18 protein-coding genes are annotated in these 21,393 nt (G+C 59.1%); 10 read left to right on the top strand and 8 right to left on the bottom strand.

Annotated features, from left to right (window positions below; genetic code table 11):
- Nucleotide 1 precedes the first annotated feature (1 nt).
- From MDHKLMBL_RS02170 to MDHKLMBL_RS02195, 6 genes are read right to left on the bottom strand one after another with little or no spacing between them, the layout of a single operon-like run.
- The gene (locus MDHKLMBL_RS02170) at nucleotides 2-1,738 is read right to left on the bottom strand and encodes a BatD family protein (RefSeq protein ID WP_053112440.1); all 1,737 of its coding nucleotides are present in this window, start codon (nucleotides 1,736-1,738) and stop codon (nucleotides 2-4) included.
- The gene (locus MDHKLMBL_RS02175; protein ID WP_104270021.1) at nucleotides 1,732-3,546 is read right to left on the bottom strand and encodes a VWA domain-containing protein; all 1,815 of its coding nucleotides are present in this window, start codon (nucleotides 3,544-3,546) and stop codon (nucleotides 1,732-1,734) included. Before MDHKLMBL_RS02175 ends, MDHKLMBL_RS02170 begins: the two co-directional genes overlap by 7 nt.
- Complete coding sequence (locus MDHKLMBL_RS02180) at nucleotides 3,536-4,564, bottom strand: vWA domain-containing protein (protein WP_082220533.1); 1,029 nt, start codon at nucleotides 4,562-4,564, stop codon at nucleotides 3,536-3,538. Before MDHKLMBL_RS02180 ends, MDHKLMBL_RS02175 begins: the two co-directional genes overlap by 11 nt.
- Nucleotides 4,558-5,028 (bottom strand): DUF4381 domain-containing protein, encoded by a 471-nt coding sequence (locus tag MDHKLMBL_RS02185; RefSeq protein ID WP_008173120.1) that lies wholly within the window; start codon nucleotides 5,026-5,028, stop codon nucleotides 4,558-4,560. Before MDHKLMBL_RS02185 ends, MDHKLMBL_RS02180 begins: the two co-directional genes overlap by 7 nt.
- On the bottom strand, nucleotides 5,025-5,966 hold the full coding sequence (locus MDHKLMBL_RS02190; RefSeq protein ID WP_008173122.1) for a DUF58 domain-containing protein: 942 nt from the start codon (nucleotides 5,964-5,966) through the stop codon (nucleotides 5,025-5,027). The genes MDHKLMBL_RS02185 and MDHKLMBL_RS02190 overlap by 4 nt, the downstream gene beginning before the upstream one ends.
- A 37-nt stretch (nucleotides 5,967-6,003) precedes the next feature.
- On the bottom strand, nucleotides 6,004-6,966 hold the full coding sequence (locus tag MDHKLMBL_RS02195) for an AAA family ATPase (RefSeq protein ID WP_008173123.1): 963 nt from the start codon (nucleotides 6,964-6,966) through the stop codon (nucleotides 6,004-6,006).
- Between the two features lie 163 nt (nucleotides 6,967-7,129).
- Here MDHKLMBL_RS02195 and MDHKLMBL_RS02200 point away from each other — a divergent pair, with 163 nt between their 5' ends.
- From MDHKLMBL_RS02200 to MDHKLMBL_RS02215, 5 genes are all read left to right on the top strand, one after another.
- Nucleotides 7,130-12,016 (top strand): NAD-glutamate dehydrogenase, encoded by a 4,887-nt coding sequence (locus MDHKLMBL_RS02200; protein ID WP_104270022.1) that lies wholly within the window; start codon nucleotides 7,130-7,132, stop codon nucleotides 12,014-12,016.
- Nucleotides 12,017-12,081: 65 nt separating this feature from the next.
- A complete protein-coding gene (gene can / locus MDHKLMBL_RS02205) occupies nucleotides 12,082-12,765 on the top strand; it encodes a carbonate dehydratase (RefSeq protein ID WP_008173125.1) in 684 nt (227 codons plus the stop codon).
- 120 nt (nucleotides 12,766-12,885) lie between these two features.
- On the top strand, nucleotides 12,886-13,059 hold the full coding sequence (locus MDHKLMBL_RS20950; RefSeq protein ID WP_008173126.1) for a hypothetical protein: 174 nt from the start codon (nucleotides 12,886-12,888) through the stop codon (nucleotides 13,057-13,059).
- Between the two features lie 124 nt (nucleotides 13,060-13,183).
- A complete protein-coding gene (locus tag MDHKLMBL_RS02210; RefSeq protein ID WP_008173127.1) occupies nucleotides 13,184-14,230 on the top strand; it encodes a methyltransferase in 1,047 nt (348 codons plus the stop codon).
- Nucleotides 14,231-14,395: 165 nt separating this feature from the next.
- Entirely contained in the window at nucleotides 14,396-15,544 is a 1,149-nt protein-coding gene (locus MDHKLMBL_RS02215; RefSeq protein WP_104270135.1) for a class I SAM-dependent methyltransferase, read from the top strand.
- Nucleotides 15,545-15,557: 13 nt separating this feature from the next.
- Here MDHKLMBL_RS02215 and MDHKLMBL_RS02220 read toward each other — a convergent pair whose 3' ends face one another.
- Entirely contained in the window at nucleotides 15,558-16,178 is a 621-nt protein-coding gene (locus MDHKLMBL_RS02220; RefSeq protein ID WP_104270023.1) for a riboflavin synthase subunit alpha, read from the bottom strand.
- Between the two features lie 174 nt (nucleotides 16,179-16,352).
- Here MDHKLMBL_RS02220 and MDHKLMBL_RS02225 point away from each other — a divergent pair, with 174 nt between their 5' ends.
- Genes MDHKLMBL_RS02225 through MDHKLMBL_RS02245 form a run of 5 tightly spaced genes read left to right on the top strand, consistent with a single transcriptional unit; the run spans nucleotide 16,353 to nucleotide 20,576 of the window.
- Nucleotides 16,353-17,255: a hypothetical protein gene (locus tag MDHKLMBL_RS02225; protein WP_104270024.1), complete on the top strand. Its 903-nt coding sequence runs from the start codon at nucleotides 16,353-16,355 to the stop codon at nucleotides 17,253-17,255.
- A gap of 60 nt (nucleotides 17,256-17,315) precedes the next feature.
- Complete coding sequence (locus tag MDHKLMBL_RS02230) at nucleotides 17,316-17,993, top strand: TetR/AcrR family transcriptional regulator (RefSeq protein WP_008173132.1); 678 nt, start codon at nucleotides 17,316-17,318, stop codon at nucleotides 17,991-17,993.
- 55 nt (nucleotides 17,994-18,048) lie between these two features.
- Nucleotides 18,049-18,543: a L,D-transpeptidase gene (locus MDHKLMBL_RS02235; RefSeq protein ID WP_053112429.1), complete on the top strand. Its 495-nt coding sequence runs from the start codon at nucleotides 18,049-18,051 to the stop codon at nucleotides 18,541-18,543.
- 24 nt (nucleotides 18,544-18,567) lie between these two features.
- Nucleotides 18,568-19,791 (top strand): mechanosensitive ion channel family protein, encoded by a 1,224-nt coding sequence (locus MDHKLMBL_RS02240; protein ID WP_104270025.1) that lies wholly within the window; start codon nucleotides 18,568-18,570, stop codon nucleotides 19,789-19,791.
- On the top strand, nucleotides 19,788-20,576 hold the full coding sequence (locus MDHKLMBL_RS02245) for an S-methyl-5'-thioinosine phosphorylase (RefSeq protein ID WP_053112427.1): 789 nt from the start codon (nucleotides 19,788-19,790) through the stop codon (nucleotides 20,574-20,576). The genes MDHKLMBL_RS02240 and MDHKLMBL_RS02245 overlap by 4 nt, the downstream gene beginning before the upstream one ends.
- Here MDHKLMBL_RS02245 and MDHKLMBL_RS02250 read toward each other — a convergent pair.
- Entirely contained in the window at nucleotides 20,551-21,378 is an 828-nt protein-coding gene (locus MDHKLMBL_RS02250; protein WP_104270026.1) for a CsiV family protein, read from the bottom strand. The genes MDHKLMBL_RS02245 and MDHKLMBL_RS02250 overlap by 26 nt on opposite strands.
- Between the last annotated feature and the right edge of the window lie 15 nt (nucleotides 21,379-21,393).

A 21,393-nucleotide genomic window follows, 5' to 3' on the forward strand; every position in this document is an offset into this window, starting at 1 on the left:
CTCAGGAGAGACCCTCGGGATAAAGCGGAGGCAGATCGGCGTTTGCCCGCGTCTGTTTTCGCTTCCGAATGGCCTCAAGAGTCCGGGCCAGTGGCCGTCCATCCCAGTCTTCGTTGCCATGGTCTGGCGCAAAGAACCGGGCCTGGAGCTTGCCGAGCTCTGTTGCCATGGTCTCGTCCTGGAAGTGGTGCACAACGTCAGACGCGGAACGGAAGTGTTCGCCGGGTCTGTGCCGATTGGCCCATGCTACCAGCAGCTCCGGTGTCTGGGCTGAACCGCTTCTCACGGCCGTGATCAGGTGCTCAAAGGCGACATCTTCATCGTCATTGTGCTGAGTAAAGGCGGGGGCGTTCTTGGCGCCTTTGCGCGACCACCACCATGCCATCAAGGTTCCGGCCCAGAGTATGCCGAACGCCAGGGTGAGCCACTGCCACGGCCCGGCCTCCGGTGCTGTCCGGTCAGTCGATGATTCCGGGCTAATCGTGTCCGGTTCAGGGGCCGGTTCTCCATTCGCGGGTTGCGGCGGTTCGGCGGCGACGGTATTCGGGTCCGTCACCGTCAGGGTTTTTTCCGGGATGACGGCAACGCGTTCCCGATCCGCTTCGGTATCCCACCAGTAAATGCGAATGGCTGGCAACGTCATCTGTCCCGCCTCAACCGGTACCAGAGCCACGGATTGCTTCAGCGAAGAGGTCAGGCCTGCCGGCGTTGTTTCGGTCTGCCTCTCTGGCTCTTCCGGGTAACTTCTCAGTCCGTCCGGGACCGTATCGGGTAAGGGTGGCAGTGCCTCCCCGGGCAAGCCCGCCGCCGTCAGCCTGATCTCTCGGGTAATGTTTTCGCCGGTCGCGACTTCCAGTGACGGAGGAAGCCCGGACTCCTCAAGCGACAAGCCTGTTGCCGGCAGCCAGGTATCGCCACTGAACTGGGCCGGGACATCCTTGACCGGCACCTCAAAAAGCTCCTCACTGTCCCTCAGGAAACGGAGGCTGCCAGAGGCATCTCTGGCCTGTCCCTCGAAGCGTACGGGGGGCAGCTTCAAGGTTCCCGGTCGTTGGGGGAAGATCGCGTAGCGCCGCTCCACCACGCGGTATCGCACACCGTCGCGATAGCGTGAAAATTCCTGCTGCCTGCCCAGGGATTCGATAATCACATGGGGATGGGTCGGCTCAGACAGCTCGCCGCGAATGAGGTTGCCCCTGAAGAAAAGCCGTACTGTCAGGATCAGTTGCTCCTGCACATAGACTTCATCCTTATCGGCGGACAGCTCGATAAAGCTGTCCCTTCCAGGCGCGGCCTGGTCTGGCGGCGAGCCGTCGACGACTTCCACGGTAACCGGCTCCGAAACAGCATCCTTGAAGGTGAGTGCAGGAATGGTCAGTTCGCCGGTGGTTTTCGGTGCCAACTGGTAGGTCCAGGTGATTTCACCCACCATCTGACTGTTTACGGTGCGGATACTGTACTGCTGGTTCTGGGCCAGGATCTCAAAATCTGGTTCCACTTTCTCTATATCAGGCTTGGGCAGGCTCGACATGTCGAAGTCGAACAGGTTGCCGAGATTGATGTCTATCTCCATGCTGCCTTTTACGGTCAGGGTCAGAACCTCACCCTCATAGAGGCGGGTCCGGTCCGGCTCGACTGTCAGTTGCCGGGCCTGTGTATGGGGTTGTGCCTGGGCCGGCAGCCAGAGTGCCGTCAGAAGAAACAGACAGACGGCGGGAATCATCAGCCGTTTTACCATGGTGTATCGCCCTCATCGGATGGAGTCTGGCGTTGTTGATACTGCTGCAGAAATTTGCGCTGTAATAATCCGCCCGGATTGTCAGGGACGCGCCTGAGCCACTGCTCCTGGCTCTGGGTCAACGGCGTTTCAGAGATAGGGGCGGGTGCCGGGGACTGGCCGGACGGGGTTTCCTGCTCCCCGGAAGCCTGCTCGGGATCTCCGCGCTCGCCCGCCTGCTGTTGATTCTGCTCAGCCGTCTGGCCGCCTTGCTGATTCTTCGTGTCGGAAGAAGACTCGTTGTTTTCCGGGTTCTGCTGCTGACTGTTCCCCTGACTGCCGGGATTCTCGCTTTCATTGTTTCCGTTCTGGCCCTGACGGTTTTGTTGCTGATTACTGCTGTCGCCCTGGGAGTTCCGGGAATCCTGTTGGTTGTTATCCTGGTTGCCGTCCTGGTTCTGCTGTTCCTGATTCAGAAGTTCCTCGACAATTTTCCGGTTGTGAAGGGCGTCTTCCATGTCAGGCGCTGCGTTCAGCGCCGCATCATAGGCAGCCAGGGCCTCTTCCAGTTTTCCGGCACGGGCCAGGGCATTGCCCCGGTTGTAACTGGCACGGGGACCCTGTTTGCGCGCAAACGCTTCGGCGGCGCTGTCGAACTTGCCGGAACGATAGAGGGCGGAGCCCCGCCATTCCGGGTCTTCAAGCTGGCGGGCGGCTGATTCCGGGTTGTCCTGAATCAAGGCGGGAGCTCGCTGATCTTCCCTCTGCCAGAGCTCTTCCCAGCTTATGGCGGCTGCCGGCTGCGGCCAGACCGGCAGCAGGATCAAAGCAAGCGCACTGAGAGCCCCCCGGCGCCAACCCATCAAAACCAGCGGCAGCGCGAGCCAGAGCAACCAGTAACCGTCATCCTGCCAGCGATTGACCGTCAGGCCGTCCTCGGAATCCTGCCAGTCGTCACTGTCCCGCGGGCTCAGGTCGAGCGCTTCAATATCGTTGTCGTCCAGGGTCAGCTCATGGCTCTGGCCGCCGCTGCTGCGGGCGAGTGCCGCCAGCGCTTCGGGTTCAGCACGACTGATGACAATGTCGCCGTTCTCCCGTATGAAACCGCGCCGGGCGAGGGGAATGGGGCCTCCGTTCTCGGTGCCGACGACCAGGGTATTGAGCGCGTATCCGGTGCCGGAAAGCGTGTCCCGGATGGTACCTTCGTAGTCGTCATTGATGCTGTCGGTGATTAACAGGATGCGACCTTCGCCCGGTGCGCCTTGTTCCAGCAATGCCTTTGCGCGGGCAACGGCGAGATCGGCCCGGTTGCCTGTCGCCGGCATGATCACCGGGTCCAGCACGTTGAGCATGCCCTCAATCGTACGGCCATCATCGGTCAGCGGTGTCACCACGTGGGCATCGCCGGAAAAGACGAGCAGGCCGGTCAGGCTGCCTTCCCGAAGCTCGAGAATATCCCGGATCTTCCGTTTGGCCCGGGTCAGTCGATCAGGTTCCACGTCCGTTGCCAGCATGGACAGTGAAAGGTCCAGTGCGATCACGAGGCTGTCGCCGGGTTGTTTCAGCGGTGTCGGTGCCTCCCGCCAGGCCGGTCCGGCCAGGGCCAGGGACAGAATGATCAGGGCCAAAGAGGCCGGAACCAGAGGTGACTTGTTCGACTGGCCCGAGCTACCGTTGTGACGAATCAGGGGCGAGAGCAGACGGGCCGGAATAAGCCGGGACCATCCGCTGTCGCCCATGCGGAGTTGCCGGAATGCAAGATACAGTATCGGTATCAGCAGGATTAACAGCAGCCAGAGCGGGCGCAGGAAATGGAAGTCAGCCCACATGCGTTTCCTCCTCCTTGCTCCGGCGGGTTTCAGCAACAAGTTCCCGCCCGTGGCGGACGAGGAACAGCGCCAGCCACAGAATGACCGCGAGCCCGGCAGGCCAGACATAGAGCTCGGTTACCGGCCGATAGAACTTGCCTTCAAGCTCGATCGGTTCCAGTCGATCAATGCTCTCGTAGATAAGCTCCAGCTCGGGCAGGCTGCGCGCCCGGAAATACTCCCCGCCGGTCTGCTGGGCCATGCGGGTTAGCAGGTTTTCGTCCAGATCCCTGGATGGGTTGACCCGGCGCGAACCCAGCAGCCCACGCTGGACCATGGACTCGGCGCCAATACCAATGGTGTACAGGCGAATGCTGGCGGCCGCGGCGATTTCGGTAGCTTTGTCTGGGGTGATTTCGCCCGCAGTATTGGCGCCATCAGTCAGCAGGACCACAACGCGCTGATCCTGGGGCCGGTTTCTCAGGCGTTTCGTTGCCAGGCCCACGGCGTCGCCAATGGCCGTGGCGCGCCCGGCCATGCCAAGGCCCGCCTCACGCATCAGGGTTCTGACCGTCTCCAGATCGAAGGTGAGCGGCGCCTGTACGTAGGGCTCGGTGCCGAACAGGATCAGACCTAACCGGTCACCCTGGCGGCGGGAGATAAAGTCATCAAGCACGCGCTTGACCGCCTGCAATCGATTAATACTCCGGCCCTGAAGGACCATATCCTGTTCATCCATGCTGGGGGAGATGTCGACGACCAGCATGAGATCCCGGCCGGAAACGGGCATCTGGACCTGCTCGCCCACATGCTGCGGCCGTGCCAGAGCAACCACCAGAAGCGTCCACATCAGGAACAGCAACAGTTGCTGCCAGAGCGGTACGGCATTGCCACGACGACTGACACCGGGCAGGTCCGACAGCCAGTGGCCAACCGGCAACACGGGCGCGTCGACCGATTGCGCTCCGGGCTTGCGCCATTTGAGAATCAGGGGCAAGAGCACCAGAACCAGAGCCCAGGGCCAGGCGAGATTCAGCATTTCTGACCTCCCAGCCACAAACGGGCGAACGCCAGGGCGTCGGCCGGCTTGGTTGAAACCTCAGGTCGCCAGGCACTGTGAACCAGCGCTTCGGCGACCGGTCTGGACGCAACCCGGTCCTTCGGGGCGGTCTTTAACAGGAATTCCACCCAGGCATCGCCGGTCAGCGCTTCCGGGTGCTGTTCCGGGTAGCGCTCGCGGGCGGCCTGCTTCAGCAGGGTGTTCAGTTGTGTGAACCACGCGGGGGTCGTGGCTGCTGATCGTTCCAGTCTGGCGAGTTCGGCCCGAGCGGAGCGGAACCACCGGTTTCTTTGTCTCCGCCGGATAAACAGCCAGACCAGGGCAGCAAGCACAGCAATGAGCAAAATGGCCAATACCCACCAACCTGGCGCCGGAGGCCAGAGGCCCCCTGTTTCAGGCAGGTGAATGTCCCGAAGCTGGCTGAGTGGATCCTGCGGGTTCATCCTATGCGGCCTCCGGGTCCCAGCAGCAATTTGAGGGTCGCTGCGGGGTCATTCGCCGTGGACACTTCTGCCATGGTAACGCCGGAGGTACGGAAACACTCTGCCAGCCGGTGTTCATGGTTGGTGACTTTCTCGTGCCAGGCCTTCTGGAACCGGAGGTTTCCGGCATCGAACCACACCGGTCCGTCCGGGCCGGCCACCGCAAAGCGTCCGCTTTTCGGCAACTCTTTTTCCAATGGATCCACGATCCTCAGGGCGCTAACGCCGTTATGGCGGGCGAGCGCGCCGAGCAGGGTGCCCGTCTCCTCTGAGATATCCAGGAAATCGCTGATCACGAAAATCCGGCTACCGGTATGGGCCACCCTGCGAGCCTCGGTCAGTGCCATGTCCAGGCGGCTCTGGCCGGACGGCTCGTTTTGTTCCGGCCCTCGATTATCCCTTCTTTGCAGTTCATCGAGAGTATCCAGCAGTCGCAGCACTGATTTCTTCCGCCGCGCCGGGCGAAGCACTCTCAGGGCCTCGTCGTTAAAGACAATGCCACCTACCTGATCGCCCGACCAGAGTGCCAGCCAGGCCAGAATGGAGGCGATCTGTGCGCAACGAACCTGCTTGAAGGCGCCGGTACTGGCAAAAAACAGGCTTGGGCCGAGATCGCAAAGAAGAAGAACGGGCCGTTCCCGTTCCTCCTCATAAAGCTTGGTATGGGGCTCCTGACGCCGCGCCGTTACCCGCCAGTCGATGCTACGGATGTCGTCCCCGGGCTGGTACAACCGTACCTCGGCAAACGCCATGCCCCGGCCGCGTTGCGGCGAGCGCTGCAAGCCGGCCTGACGCGTCCGAACCGGGCGGGCAGAGGGCAGTTTCAGTGCCCGTGCGTCTGCCTGCAGGCGGATCAGATCCGGTAGGCCGATGTGCGTTATTGCGTCGGTGTTGCCCATGCCTGACGGCTCCCGTGTCTTGCTTCCGTCGATGGCTTCAGGCGCTCACCGGAACACGTTCGATCAGCCGTTCGATAACCGTGTCAGCGGTCATGCCTTCGGCCTCTGCTTCGAACGTGAGGAGGATGCGGTGTCGTAGCACATCGAAGGCCATGGCTCGGACATCGTCGGGTGTTACGTAATCCCGGCCGTCTAGCCAGGCCAACGCCCGGGCGCAGCGGTCCAGGGCGATGGTGCCACGGGGGCTGGCGCCGAAGGCTGTCCACCGGGCCAGTTCCGGGTCCAGTGCCGCCGGGTCGCGGGTTGCCAGCACCAGGGCCAACAAATATTGCTCTACGGGTTCCGCCATGTAGATGTTCGCGACTTCCGCGCGGGCATCAAACACCTGGTCTGGCGTCAGGCGAAGGTCCGTTTTCGGAAGGCCGTGACGATAATCGTTACGGGCCAGTTGCAGGATGGCCTTCTCCGCTTCCGCCGACGGGTAGTGGATAACCACGTGCATCAGAAAGCGGTCCAGCTGGGCTTCGGGCAGCGGGTAGGTACCTTCCTGCTCAATGGGATTCTGGGTGGCCATCACCAGGAACAGCCGGTCCAGCGGAAACGTGCGCATCCCGACGCTGATCTGGCGTTCACCCATGGCCTCGAGAAGGGCAGACTGCACCTTGGCAGGCGCACGGTTGATTTCATCCGCAAGCACCAGGTTGTGGAAGATGGGGCCGCGCTGGAATTCGAACTGCCCGGTTTCCGGGCGGTAGATTTCACTGCCCATAACGTCTGAGGGCAGCAGGTCTGGCGTAAACTGGATTCTGTGAAAGTCGCCTTCCAGATGGTCGGCAAGCGCCTTGATCGCCGTGGTTTTTGCCAGCCCCGGGGCGCCTTCTACAAGCAGGTGGCCGTCGGCAAGAAGCGCGATCAGCAGACGATCCACCAGTTTTTCCTGCCCGATTATCCGTTTGGCTAACTGTTCCCGTAACTCACCGAACGTATGCTGTAGCGACATTGGAAATGACTGCTCTCTGTATCTGAGGATTTTCCGGAGAAACCCGTATCGTGCGTAGGTAGTTGCCGAAGTTTTGGCGTCTGGCCGGCAAAAATCAAGGGTTTGACTATGCTTATGTGACGATACGCCGATTACGTTTATTTCACACTAACTGAGGTCGACCATGAATGCGCTGACAGTGGCCAGCAAGGATCAATTCTTTGAACAGTTGGCTGACGCTTTCGCTAAGAAGATTTCCAAAACCGAAGCCAAGAAAATCAGCGAATTTGCCAAGCAGCATTATGCTCATATTCCCCTTGAAGAGTTGGTCAGTCGACGATTTGCGGATACCTACGGCGCCGTTCTGGCCGCCTGGCAGTTTCTGCAGAAGCGGTCTGCCGAGGAAACTCCGGTTGCTGTTTTCAACCCCGACCTGGAGAGTGACGGTTGGCAATCGACCCACACCGTTGTTTTTATCCTGCATCCGAACATTCCGTTTCTGATCGATTCCCTGCGCATTGCGATCAACCACCGGGAGATCGGTACCCATTCTATCCAGCACTCGATCCTGCAGGTGAACCGCGACCAGAATGGCAAACTCGAGAAGCTGCACACGTCTAAAAAGAAAGCCTCCGGTTCGGACTACGAGGCGTTCATTGTCCTCGAGATTGATCGGCACAGTAATCCCGAGGATCTCCGTGATCTGGAAGATACCCTGCAGAACGTGCTTCATGAGGTGCGGATCGCTGTCAGCGACTTCCCGGTAGTTACCGAGAAAGTGAACGAGATTCTCGGTGAGCTGGACAACACCACGGCGGGCATTAACGAGGAGCAGAAAGAAGAGGCCAGGGCGTTTCTGGAATGGCTCGCCCGGGACCATTTTACGTTCCTTGGCTACGATGAGTACGACTTTGCCAAGGACAAGAGTGGCATGGTGGTGCGTCGGGTAGAGAATTCCGAACTGGGTATCCTCCGGGTCAATAACGAGCGCCCGGACCGGGTTCGCCTGAACGAACTGCCGCAGCGCACGCGCCACGAGATGACCCGAAGCGATGATATTTTCATCTTCGCCAAATCGGCCCAGCGCTCGCGGGTGCATCGGCCCGCCTACCCGGACTACATCGCAGTCAAGAAATTCAACAGCAAAGGCGAGGTAGTCGGTGAGCGGCGGTTCCTGGGCCTTTACACCGCCCGCGTCTATAACGAGCGGCCGGACGAGATTCCCCTGCTGCGCCGTAAATTCCAGAGCGTGATGAAACGGTCCGGTTTTCTGCGTGACGACTACGCCGGTAAAGAACTCGAACAGATCCTGACAGTGTATCCCCGGGACGAACTGTTCCAGATCGAGCAGGATGAACTGCTCAAGGTGGCCAAAAGTATCCTGTACATCCAGGAGCGTCGCCGGATCGAATTGTTCCTGCGGGAAGACGTTTATGGGCAGTTCGTTACCTGTCTGGCGTTCTTTCCGAGGGACATCTACAACACCGAACTACGGCTGAAAGTCGAGCAGGTGCTGGTTGACCGGTTGGGAGCGGAAGACGTCGAGTTTGTCACCCACTTTTCCGAGTCGGTCCTTGCGCGGGTCCAGTTCACCATCCGGGTACCCCAGGTCGAGAACCGCCAACTGCCCACGGCGGAGATCCGGGAAAAGGTTATCGAGCTTGCCCAGTCCTGGCGTGATGGGTTGTCTGAAGCCCTGAGTGAGGCCTGGGGCGAAGAGCAGGGCAATGAGCTCTATCGCTTGTGGGCGGGCGGTTTTCCGGCCAGCTACACCGATATGTTCTCGCCCAGGCGAGCGGCGATCGACCTGGAGCATATCGCTTCATCGGCGAACAATCATGACCTTGCCATGAGCTTCTACCGGGCTCTGGAAGAAGACGAGAGCACGCTGCATTTCAAGCTTTTCTACCCGGACGAACCGTTGCCGCTTTCCGATGTGATGCCGATCTTCGACAACCTCGGCTTCCGGGTTATCGGCGAACATCCCTTCGAGGTCATCGACCGGCACAACAAAACGGTGTGGATTCACGACTTCACGCTCCAGGCTCACCAGGGGACTGTTGTCGATATTCATCGTATCCGTCCGATCTTTGAGGAGCTGTTCCGCCGGGTGTGGTACGGAGAAGCGGAAAACGACGCCTTCAACCGGATGCTGCTCTCTTCCTACATGAGCTGGCGGGAAATCGCGCTGTTGCGGACCTACGCCCGGTATATGCGCCAGATACGCTTTTCCAACAGTCAGACCTTTATCTCCAACACGCTGGTGAACCACGTTGAACTGACCCGCCTGTTGCTGGAATTTTTCGAAATACGTTTCAATCCGGAGCGTTACCAGAGCCCCGGGAAGAGCCAGGCGGCCCAGCAGAAACTGGAAATCGAATTCAATGCCGGCCTCGAAAATGTGGAGAACCTCAGTGAGGACCGGGTGCTTCGGCTCTACCTGGAATTGATCCAGGCGACCCTGCGTACCAACTACTACCAGCATTGCGAGTCCGGTGGTCCCAAGCCCTACATCAGCGTGAAGTTTGATCCATCCCGGATTCCGGACATGCCATTGCCCATGCCAATGTTCGAGATTTTCGTGTACTCGCCGCGCGTCGAAGGCGTACACCTGCGGGGTGGCAAGGTCGCCCGCGGCGGCTTGCGCTGGTCAGATCGGTTTGAGGATTACCGCACCGAGATTCTGGGGCTGGTCAAGGCCCAGCAGGTCAAGAATGCGGTTATCGTGCCGGTCGGCGCCAAAGGTGGCTTTGTGGCCAAGCGCCTGCCGGATCCGTCGGACAGGGAAGCTTTCCAGGCCGAGGGCATCGAAGCCTATAAGACATTTATCCGGGGGTTGCTGGATATCACCGACAATCTGGTGGATGCCGGCATTGCGCCGCCGGAACGGGTGATCCGTCATGACGACGACGATCATTACCTGGTTGTGGCGGCTGACAAGGGTACGGCAACCTTCTCGGACATCGCCAATGGTCTGGCCGCGGAATACGGTTTCTGGATGGGCGATGCCTTCGCCTCCGGCGGAAGCAATGGTTACGACCACAAGAAAATGGGCATCACGGCCCGGGGTGCCTGGGTCTCTGTAGAGCGGCATTTCCGGGAAATGGGCATCAACCCCGGGCTGGACGAGTTCACCGCCATCGGCATTGGCGACATGGGTGGTGATGTCTTCGGCAATGGCATGTTGTGCTCAGAGAAGACCAAGCTGGTCGCTGCTTTCAACCACGTGCATATCTTTGTCGACCCTTCACCGGATCCGGAGAAGAGCTACAAGGAACGGATGCGTCTGTTCGGACTTCCGCGATCCGCCTGGACCGATTACGACAGCAAGCTGATTTCCAAGGGAGGCGGGGTTTTCAGCCGGAATTCAAAATCTATCCCGGTCAGCCCGGAAATGAAGAAACTGCTGGGTATCAAATCGGATCGGGTGCCACCAAACATGCTGATCTCGCACATCCTCAAGGCCCAGGTCGACCTGCTCTGGGTCGGTGGCATTGGCACCTATGTGAAGGCCGCCAGTGAATCCCACAGTGATGTGGGCGACAAGGCCAACGACGGTCTGCGGATCAACGGTTCGGATCTTCGCTGCAAGGTGGTCGGTGAGGGCGGCAACCTTGGGCTTACCCAGCTCGGTCGCATTGAATTTGCGCTCAAGGGCGGACGCCTGAACACGGACTTTATCGACAACTCCGGCGGTGTGGATTGTTCTGACCACGAGGTCAACATGAAGATCCTGCTCAACCGGGCCGTTGCCATGGGTGATCTCACTAACAAGCAGCGCAACATCATGCTTGAGGAGATGACCGATGACGTCGCGGAGTTGGTGCTCAAGAACAACTACCGGCAGACCCAGGCCATCAGTATTGCCAGCGAGGATGCAGCGACCCGGCTGGAAGAGTATCGCCGGCTGATGAATACCTTTGAGAGCGAGGGCAAGCTCAACCGTGCCCTGGAGTTCCTGCCCGATGACGAGACCCTGTCCGAGCGCAAGCTGGACAAGAAAGGGCTGACCCGGCCGGAACTGTCGGTTCTCATTTCCTATGTGAAGGGCGACCTGAAGCAGACCTTGATCGACAGCACCCTGCCTGACGATCCCCTGCTGGCCGGTGAAATGTACAAGGTGTTTCCCAGGGATCTGACCCAGAAATTCTCGAAGGAGCTGGGAGAGCATCAGCTGCGGCGTGAAATCATCGCGACACAGATTGCCAATGACATGGTCAACCACATGGGGATTACCTTTGTGGAGCGTTTGAACCAGTCTACGGGGGCCGATGCCGCCTCTATTGCTCTGGCCTGGATTATCGCCCGTGACGTGTTCCGCATTGATAACTGGTGGGACAGGATTGAAGCCCTGGATTTCCATGTCTCAGCCCAGCTACAGATGGAGCTGATGCAGGACCTGATGCGCCTGATGCGCCGTTCGGTGCGCTGGCTGTTACGCAACCGTCGGGCGGAGCTGAGCATTCAGCACCACATGGAGCGCTTTGCCGACAGCGTCTGGGCGATTACAGCGGGGCTGCCCGAGTATCTTGGTGATCAGGCGAAAACCACCTGGGAGAAACGGCATCAGGCTCTGGTGGATGCCGGGCTGCCATCAGAGCTGGCGTCCGTGGTTTCGGGTACCGGCCACCTGTACTCGTCTCTGGGTATCATCGAGGCCCACGAAGCCTCTGGCATGCCACTGAAGACGGTGGCCAATCTCTACTATGAGCTGGGTGACCGCCTGGATCTGAACTGGTTCGCGAGCGCCATTGCATCGCTGCAGCCCGGCTCACACTGGCAGGCCCTGGCCCGGGAAAGTTTCCGGGAAGATCTCGACTGGCAGCAGCGGGCGCTAACCACCGGTGTCTTGAAGCTGGCAGACAAGCCGGAAGACGTGCCGGCCTGCGTGGAGGCGTGGCTGTCCCGCCATCAGCAGATGATCGACCGCTGGAAATCCATGCTTTCCGAGCTCAAGGGTGTGCGGGAGCCGGAGTACGCCATGTTCTCTGTGGCCCTGCGTGAGTTGCTGGATCTGGCCCAGAGCACCATGCATCAGCCTCATGCGGAGGTGGAAGTGCAGACCAACTGAGTATTGCTTTGGGATGCGTATTCCCGTTCAATCGCCGGACGGGAATCATCAAACGGAGTGGGATAATGGGTCAGCTTGACCATCTTCTGGAAAAAAACCGGGCCTGGGCAGACGGTATCAAGGCCCAGGATCCGCAGTTTTTTACCCGCCTGTCGAATCAGCAGGCACCGGAATACCTGTGGATTGGTTGCGCAGACAGCCGCGTGCCCGCCAACCAGATCGTCGATCTTCTGCCGGGGGAGCTTTTTGTTCACCGGAACGTGGCCAACGTGGTTGTCCACACGGATTTTAACTGTCTGTCGGTACTGCAGTTCGCCATCGAAGTATTGAAGGTCAAACATGTCCTGGTGGTTGGCCACTATGGCTGTGGCGGCGTCAGGGCGGCATTGCTCAATGAAGGATTTGGACTGATCAGCAACTGGCTTCGACACGTTCAGGATGTCCGTGACCGGCATCAGCAAGTACTCGATGCCCTGCCGGGCGTTCAGGATCGGGTCGACCGTCTGTGCGAACTCAACGTGGTTGAGCAGGTGGGGCATGTTTGCCAGAACAGCATTGTTCAGGAAGCCTGGCGGCGGGGTCAGCCGCTCACGGTTCATGGCTTTGTCTACGATGTCTCGGATGGGGTTCTGCGGGATATGGGGTTGTCGGTAGCCTGCGAGGAAGATCGTGAGCGGGTACGGCAGAACAGCATCGATGAGCTGGTTCAGAGGCCGGTACGCTCTGGACGCCAGAAAATCATGCAGTGAAGAATGTAAAATTGCGTCAAAAATTCGTGAAGGGCGTCACTTCCTGACCCTCGGCGTCATCACAGTTGGTCACCTCCTGCTTTGCTAGAGTAGATACTGCAGTAAGCGAGGAGTGTGACCATGAAAGAATTGATGCAAAAAGCCCTGACAGTTCTGAACCAGAGGAAAGATGCCACGGCCAGCGCGGAGTCACGGGGTCGGGGGCGGAAATCGTCTGATGCCGGTCAGGCTGAGGACTGGGGTATGTCACCGGAGGACGCCCTGAGGGTTGGAACGGTTGCCCGTTACAAGTGATTGAAGATTTGATGGTATTTCCTCTCTGAAGGCCCTCCGGTCTCCGTCTTTCAAGGGAGACGCGAGGGCTCATTCCGGTTAGCATATCCCGTCTTTGAACTACCCACTCGGGATAAGCCCATCAATGTCATTGCCCAATTCCCATGAAGTCCTGTTGCGAAACCGCCACCTTGTGCAGGGGAGGCTGGCCCTTTTGGGCGTATCCGCTGGTGAGCTGCTGACGGATTTGCCCGCTGGCGGTATGGCAATGAGTGAGCATGCCGGTGTGTGTGCCTCACTCAGCGGGCGCGACGGCTGGCAGATCTGTTTTGGCTACGACGATCCTGCTCTGGCTGCCGATACCTTTGACACACTCGTGGTTTTTCTTCCCAAGGCCCGGGCGGAGCTTGACCTGCGTCTTGCCCTGGCACGCTGGCTGGCAGCACCCCGCGCTCGACTGGTGCTGGTAGGTGAGAAGAAAGAAGGCATTGCCGGGGCCGTGAAACAACTCAAGGCCGTGGCGCCGCAGGCTACCAAGACCGATAGCGCCCGGCATTGCCAGGTCTGGTGTGCTGAGAATATCGAACCTCTTCCAGAATTCTCGCTTCGGGAGTGGATGACCTGGACCGGGATTGACTGCCAGTCGGTTCATCTGGATGTTGCCGGACTGCCCGGTATTTTCAGTCTTGGTGAGCTGGACGACGGTACCCGCTTGCTGATGGAAACGCTGGACAGGGCGCCTCTGCGGTCTGGCCCGGTTCTGGATTTTGCCTGTGGTGCGGGTGTCCTCGGTGCCTGGCTCCATCGCTGGCAAGAGCGGCAGGACCTTCCCCGGCTGACGATCGACGGGATTGATGTTCAGTCCCAGGCCGTTATCTGTGCAAGGGCCACCTATGAGCGCAATGGCGTTTCCGGGCGGATCATGGCTTCGGACGGCCTTCCGGGCATCGAGGGTTCATGGCCCGTTATTCTCAGTAATCCACCCTTTCACTCTGGTGTCAGAACAGACCTGTCGATGACTGAGCGTTTTCTTCGGGAGGTAGTGCGCCATCTGGCGCCGGGTGGTGAGGTGCGCCTGGTGGCGAACAGTTTTCTGCCCTACGAGCCATTGATGAAGCGCTGTATCGGCCCGGTTGAACGATTGCGGGAGAATCAGCGTTTTACCGTTTATCGCGCTTTTCGACGTTCCTGAACGAAAAAAGCCCCTGGGGTGAGGGGCAAGAGGTTCGCGTCCAGAACAACGGAGCCAACCGGAAAAGGGATGTTCAGCGTGAACACCTTCCACGTTAGGGTTAATTTCTAGAATAAACAGCCTAGAATGGCGCTTTTGTGACAAAAGGCCTCCAGCATGCCCGAAATGACAACCGCCCAACTTGATTTCTCCGGAGGCTCACTGATTCTTGCCCGGCCAGGCACTGGTGATCCGACGCTGAGGGCATGGGATGCGGCGGACGAGCTTCTGCTTGAGGAAGCCATTTGCGCGGCGGCAGCCCTGGGTGAGCCCCGTGTTCTGGTGGTGGATGATCAGTTCGGGGCTCTTTCACTGGGGCTGGCAGCGCTCTCTCCGACCGTGGTGGCCGACAGTGCTGTGTTGCCCGCTGCCCTGGCACATAATGCTTCTTTGAATCCGGAAGTCACGCCACCTGAATCTGTTTTCAGCTGGATTAATGCGCCCGAGGGCCCGTTTGACCTGGTGGTATTGAGAATACCCCGCCAGGCCGACTATCTGGCCTGGTTGCTGCGCTGGCTCAATCGCGTGATGGCGGATTCCGGCGTGTTGCTGGCAGGCGGCATGATCAAGCACCTACCGGCAAGAAGCGTTGATGTGTTCGCCGAAGCTGTACGGACAGAGCAGGTGCTGCCGGCGCGAAAGAAAGCGCGGGTGATTCGATGTAACAGGGGCGCTGCGACTCTCGCGGATTGGTCAGCGACCTGGAAAGGTTACCGATTGGGCGACCGAAAAGGTGATGTGGGCATAGAGGCATTGCCGGCGGTGTTTGCCCGGGAAAAGCTGGATATCGGCACCCGCCTGATGTTGCCACATGTGGTCAACGAGGTGTCGACGGCCAGGGCTGGCGATTCGGCGCTTGATCTGGCCTGCGGTAACGGCGTACTGGGCTTGGCGGCGCTGTCGGAGCGACGGGGTCTGCAGTTGGTTTTCAGCGATGTTTCAAGCCAGGCTGTGCTCAGTGCCCGTCGTAATGTTGAAAAAGCCTTTCCGGATGCCAAAGCCGCTTTTTCCCATCGCGACGGTGTTGAGTCCGATCTGGGAGCCTTTGATCTGATACTACTGAACCCGCCGTTCCACGAGGGTGGTGTGGTCGGTGATCACATCGCACTTCGGTTATTCGAGCAGGCGTCGCAACACCTGAGGCCGGGCGGTCGCCTGCTCCTGGTAGGAAATCGACACCTTGGCTATCACCGAAGCCTGCGCCGGTACTTTTCGTCAGTGCAGCAGCTGGACGCCAGCCCCAAGTTCGTGGTGTTTCGGGCTGGCAACCGCTGAATAACCTGTCAGATTACAATGTTGGCGCCGGGCGGTCATACCCGAGCCGGGCCAGGGTATCCACGATGGTCTGGGTCTGGCTGTCTACTTCAATATTCACCCGCTGGCCCTGTTCACAGGAGCCAAAGGTTGTGGCCCGCAGCGTCTCCGGGATCAGATGGATGTTGAACCGGTTGCCCCGTACCTCGCCAATAGTCAGGCTGGCGCCATTGATGGCGATGTAGCCTTTGGGGAAGATGTAGCGGGCCCATTCCTCGGGCACCTCAAACCATAGCGTGACGTTGTTTTCCGTGCGCCGTATTTCGACAATGTTGGCCGCCGTATGTATATGGCCAGAAAGCAGGTGGCCACCAATTTCATCCCCAATCCGGGCGGCGCGCTCGAAATTCACCTGGTCCCCGGTAGTCAGCTCCCCCAGCGTGGTAAGTCTCAGGGTTTCCTGCATGGCATCGAAATAAAGCACGCTGTCTTCCTGGCGTGTGACGGTCAGGCAGGTTCCGTTGATTGCCACCGAGGCGCCGATGGAAACGCCATCTGCCTTTTCTGCGGGGAGGCGAATGGCAAAAGTGCTGAGCCCGGGCTCTGCAGTGACGTCTTCGATGGTTGCAATGCCCTGGACAATGCCTGTGAACATAAGCCTGACCTCATTCAATGTGGTATGGGGCGCCTTTCCGGCAGGTGCGCCAAGGATAGCGAGCGGGCTGACTGATGCCAAGGCCCGACTGATGTCGGTATACCGGGGTAAACATTCAAGTATCCTGCATCATGGTCGATACCCTTCATAACCCCTGAATGCGGACAATCTGCCATGGCTGAAAATCAGAGTAAGGCCGCCACCCGGGCAAACAGTCCGGCGCAGGCTCCCGTGCTGCGCCCTGGTCGGGCGGCTGATCCTGTGCCCGCACCCGTGGAGGCGGGAAGCCAGCCTTCTGCGCCGGCTGCAGGTGCGGACGCCGCAAAAGGCGCGGAAACGCTGCCCGTTGATCAGGCGCCGGATACCGCAACCGGGTCGGAAGAAGCCTCGGGCAATGATCAGCATCGGGACGCTGGTAGCAGCAAGCCCGAGAGGATTCTGGCGGAATCCCGGCAACGCAAACTCCGTCTGATGCTTCGTCAATGCGACCGGGTGCTGCTGATGGACTTTGAGCTGCTGGCGATGAACGGTTGGCCGGACAACTTTACGATGGCCGAGGCGCGTCGGGGTCGGGACCTCTGGTTATTCAGTGCCTTGATTGCGGCAGCCATCTTTCTGAGTGGGCTGACCGGGTTTGTGCCAGCCTGGATTGCAGGCGGCGGCTTCGGTGCGTTTGTGATCATCCTGCTGCTCGGGATTCCGGCGGTGCGCCGAATCTACACAACAAAACCTTCCTATCTTGATCTGCTTATGACCCGGCAGCGGATGCTCCGCGAGGCAAGGCAGCACGTTGCCCACCTGGAGGGCTCTGATGGCCTTATCTGGCAATGTGCCAGGATGTCGGATTTTAACCCTGCGCTGAAGAACACGCGTTTTGGCCACCTGTTGCGACTGTCGGAGAACCGGGTCCTGGCACGCCAGTTGACTCGCCGGGAGCACGTGCGCCTTTACCTGATTTACCTGCTGGAGGCAGAGAAGGCGTACAGCCGCGTTCAGAAAGCCTTTTTCGAGGGTAATCAGGAAGCGATTGATCAGGGGTGGGAAGAAGTCGCCGCAGAGCCTGAGCCGAGAACTTGACACAGATGCGCTTCAAACGTATGTTTCAAACAGACGTTTGCTAGAGGCATTGATAACAAAATGGCGCAGTCTGATACCGTTGACCGGATTCTCGATGCAGCCGAAGAGCTGTTCGCCGACCGGGGTTTTTCGGAAACCTCGCTCCGAATGATTACCAGTAAGGCTAAAGTAAATCTGGCCGCTGTCAATTACCACTTTGGTTCAAAGAACGCACTGATTCATGCGGTGTTTGCGCGCTTTCTGACACCGTTTTCCGCCACACTGGAAAACGCGTTCGATGAGCTGGAAGAGCGGTGCAGCGGTAAGCCTCCAACCTTGAATCAGACGCTCTGGGCGCTTACCGAGAGTGCGGTGCGTATGCCCCAGCGTAACGAAAAGGGTATCTCGATCTTCATGCGCCTGCTTGGGCTTGCCTATACCCAGTCACAGGGCCATCTGCGCAAGTTCCTTGAGCAAGAGTACAGCGAGCCCTTCAGCCGGTTCATGCGCCTGCTCAAGGAAGCAACGCCTCAGCTTTCCTCGGTGGATCGCTACTGGCGTATCCAGTTCATGCTGGGGGCAACGGCGTTTACCATGTCCAGCAGCGATGCGCTTCGCGATATTCTTCAGAACAAGTTGGGCGTGGAAACCACCGTCCAGGAAATTGCTGCCCGCCTGGTGCCTTTCCTGGCAGCCGGCATGCAGGCCGAAGACGCCATGCTGATCCCGCCAGCTGGCAGCAAGGTCTCGGTTGCCTGAATTCCTCTCTCTCGGTTAGGCTTCCCTCTTAACCTCCAAGGGAGCCTGGCCGGTTTTGACGCACCCCGCATCTGTTCGAATCGATATTGACCTGACCCTTCAGCGCCTGCAGCTGAAAAGCGAAGGCGGAGAGATTGTTGCCACCTATCCGGTTTCCACCGGCCTGAACGGGCCGGGAGAGAGCGATGGCAGTGGCTGCACTCCGCGTGGTGAGCACTATGTCCGGGCCAGTATTGGCGCCGGTCTTCCTGTTGGGGCAGTATTCCGTGCCCGGCGCCCCACCGGCGAAACCTACAGCGTGGATCTCGCCCGGCTTCATCCCGAACGCGACTGGATACTGAGCCGGATTCTCTGGCTATGCGGTCGCGAGTGGGGCAAAAACAGGGGCCCGGGTGTCGATACTTTCCGCCGCTTCATATACATTCACGGCACACCGGACAGCGAGCCCATGGGCGTGCCGTTGTCCCATGGCTGCGTGCGGATGCGCAACGCAGACATTATTGATCTGTTTGATCGCGTCAGGCCGGGAACGGCCGTTTCTATTCGATAAAACTGTCTAGACCAGAGGAATCCGATGATCGGGGATGTTATGGCCATGGTGAATGGCTGGATCGAGAATTTCGGGCTGCTGTCTGAAGCCTGGCGTGTCGGAATTGTTGTCTTTGCGCTGGTTTTTGGAACGGCCACGGTCGCCTACATTGCCAGCCATATAATTGCGGCTCTTGAGCGCAAATTCAGCCAGACCAAAAACCTGTTCGACGATGCCTTGCTGCATGCGGCTCGCAAGCCGGTGGTCGCCTTTGTCTGGCTGCAGGGGGTCTATTGGGCTGCCGAAGTGGCTCACAAATACTCGGAAGCGGAGATCTTCAAGGCCAATGAGTCGGTGCTGCAGATTGGTTTCATCTTCGTACTGGTCTGGGCGATTCTGCGATTGATCAAAGAAGCGGAGGGGATTCTCGTATCTCCTCTGAAAATGAAACAGCCCATGGACTACACCACCGTCAACGCGGTGAGCAAACTGTCCCGGGCCGTTGTCCTCATTACGGCCGTGCTCATTGCCATGCAGTCCATGGGCTACAGCATTTCGGGGGTACTGGCCTTCGGCGGCGTGGGCGGTATTGCGGTTGGTTTTGCCGCCAAGGACCTGCTGGCGAACTTTTTCGGCGGTTTTATCATCCACCTGGATCGACCCTTCAAGGTCGGGGACTGGGTGCGATCGCCCGATCGGAACATCGAGGGTACGGTTGAGCATATCGGCTGGCGTCTGACGACCATCCGTACCTTCGATAAGCGTCCTCTTTACGTGCCGAATGCGGCGTTTACCACCATTGCGGTAGAAAACCCCTCGCGCATGAGCAATCGTCGGATCTACGAGACCATTGGCATCCGCTATGCGGATGTCGCACAGATGGCAACGATCGTTGACGATATCAGAGCCATGCTTCAGCAGCATGAGGATATCGAGAGCGATGAGACCCTGATTGTGAATTTCCTGGCCTTCAATGCCTCGTCACTGGACATCATGGTGTATTGCTTTACCAAGACAACCCAGTGGATTCCATTCCACGAAGTGAAACAGGATGTGCTGCTGAAGATCAGCGATATTATTGAAGGCTACGGAGCTGAGGTCGCCTTCCCGACCCGGACTCTGCACTTGCCCGAAGGGGTTCGGCTGTCCGGATCGCAATCGGACGACTCGGCAGATAAGCGTGGGGAAGCCTCCTCCGGGAAAAGTGCGCAGAAATCGCAGAATCGCCAGACCACCGGAGATGTAGAAGATTCAGGAGAGTCAGAATGACGTCACCGGAGAAAATGCACCCTGTCGGGATTATCGGGGGTACAGGCCTGACCACATTGTCTGGCCTGGAAATCACCGGCGAGAATAAAGCCGGAACGCCCTGGGGCATGCCTTCAGCGCCCTTGGTAGAGGGGCGCTTGGGTGATCAGCCGGTGATGTTCCTGTCGCGCCATGGTAACCCACACCGTATTCCACCCCATCAGGTGAATTACCGGGCGAACCTCAAGGCCCTTTACGATGCCGGTGTGCGAACGGTCGTTGGTGTCAACGCCGTGGGCGGTATTCATGCAGATATGGGACCTGCCCATGTGGTTATTCCCGACCAGATTGTTGACTACACATGGGGGCGTGCCAGCACCTTTTTCGGGGGCAGTCTGGACTCGGTGACCCACATTGATTTCACCTGGCCCTACGACGAGAGCGCGCGGCAGATCCTGATTGATGCCGCCGGAGCAGAAAACGTCCCGTTTTCCGGTTTCGGAGTGTATGGCGCAACCCAGGGCCCGAGGCTGGAAACCGCGGCTGAAATCATCCGGATGGAGCGGGACGGCTGCGACCTGGTAGGAATGACCGGTATGCCGGAAGCCGCGCTGGCGGCGGAACTTGGAATGCGTTACGTCTGTCTGGGTTTGGTGGTGAACTGGGCGGCTGGAAAATCCGACCATATCATCACCATGGAAGAAATTGAGGCGGCCATCGAGCAGGGAATGTCCGGGGTCAAGCGGATCCTCGAAGTCTCGATGGCTGGCCTTGGGGTGCTTACTCCGTTGCCTCAATCTTCTTGAAAAACACCAGCACGCCGATCGTGGGGGAATCGAGGAAGTGGATTTCCTCACTGCGCATCCGGCGGGTTTCCCGAATCCAGGTCAACAATTCCAGGGGCGCGGGTTCAGCCAGAACAGGTAGTTGCTGACCGGCTGTTTCTCCGGTTGCTGCTGACATTGGGGCGGAGTCACTTGCTCCGGATGCGTCCGGAGCGGGGGGTGTTTCTTCAGAGAGCTCGGTCGCAGCCTCTACAGGCGGCTCCGATGTCTCTTCTGCCAGTTGCCAGTGGTTCAGATGCACATTGACGTGCAAATAGCGTTGCCGGTCGATGGTGATGTGTCCCTCAACCTCCCGGGTGCGAGCCTCATTCAGCCAGTCACCTGCTTCAACCCGCAAGGGTGTCCCCTCGTAATCTGGTGGAAACGCCTCGTACCAACCGGCAGCCACAAGCACACGGTAACGGCCACTGCGTTCGAGTCTGGCGGCGGCACTGGCAAGATGGAGATCCTTTCGGGGCGCCAATTCCAGTGTGGTTTCCGTGGTGCCATTCTCCAGCGATGACCAGAGAACCTCTTCGGTCTCAAGGGGCGGCTCTACCGAGCGATCAGACATCCGTTCGTTCACAGCTTCCGGCTCTACGATCCGCTCAAGAATGACAAACTCCGCCCGGTAGTAGTCATCCGGAACCGGCGTGCCGGGCTCAAGAGGCAAGGTTGCCCTGTCAAGCTGCTGTGCGGCGCCTGTTAGAGAAAAGCTCATAAGCAGAGCTGCCAGGATGGCCCGGGTCGGGTATCGGCACCAGCGAATTCCATCAATTTGCAAGGGTCGTACTCCACT

Source organism: Marinobacter flavimaris, assembly GCF_002933295.1.
Taxonomy (GTDB): domain Bacteria; phylum Pseudomonadota; class Gammaproteobacteria; order Pseudomonadales; family Oleiphilaceae; genus Marinobacter; species Marinobacter flavimaris.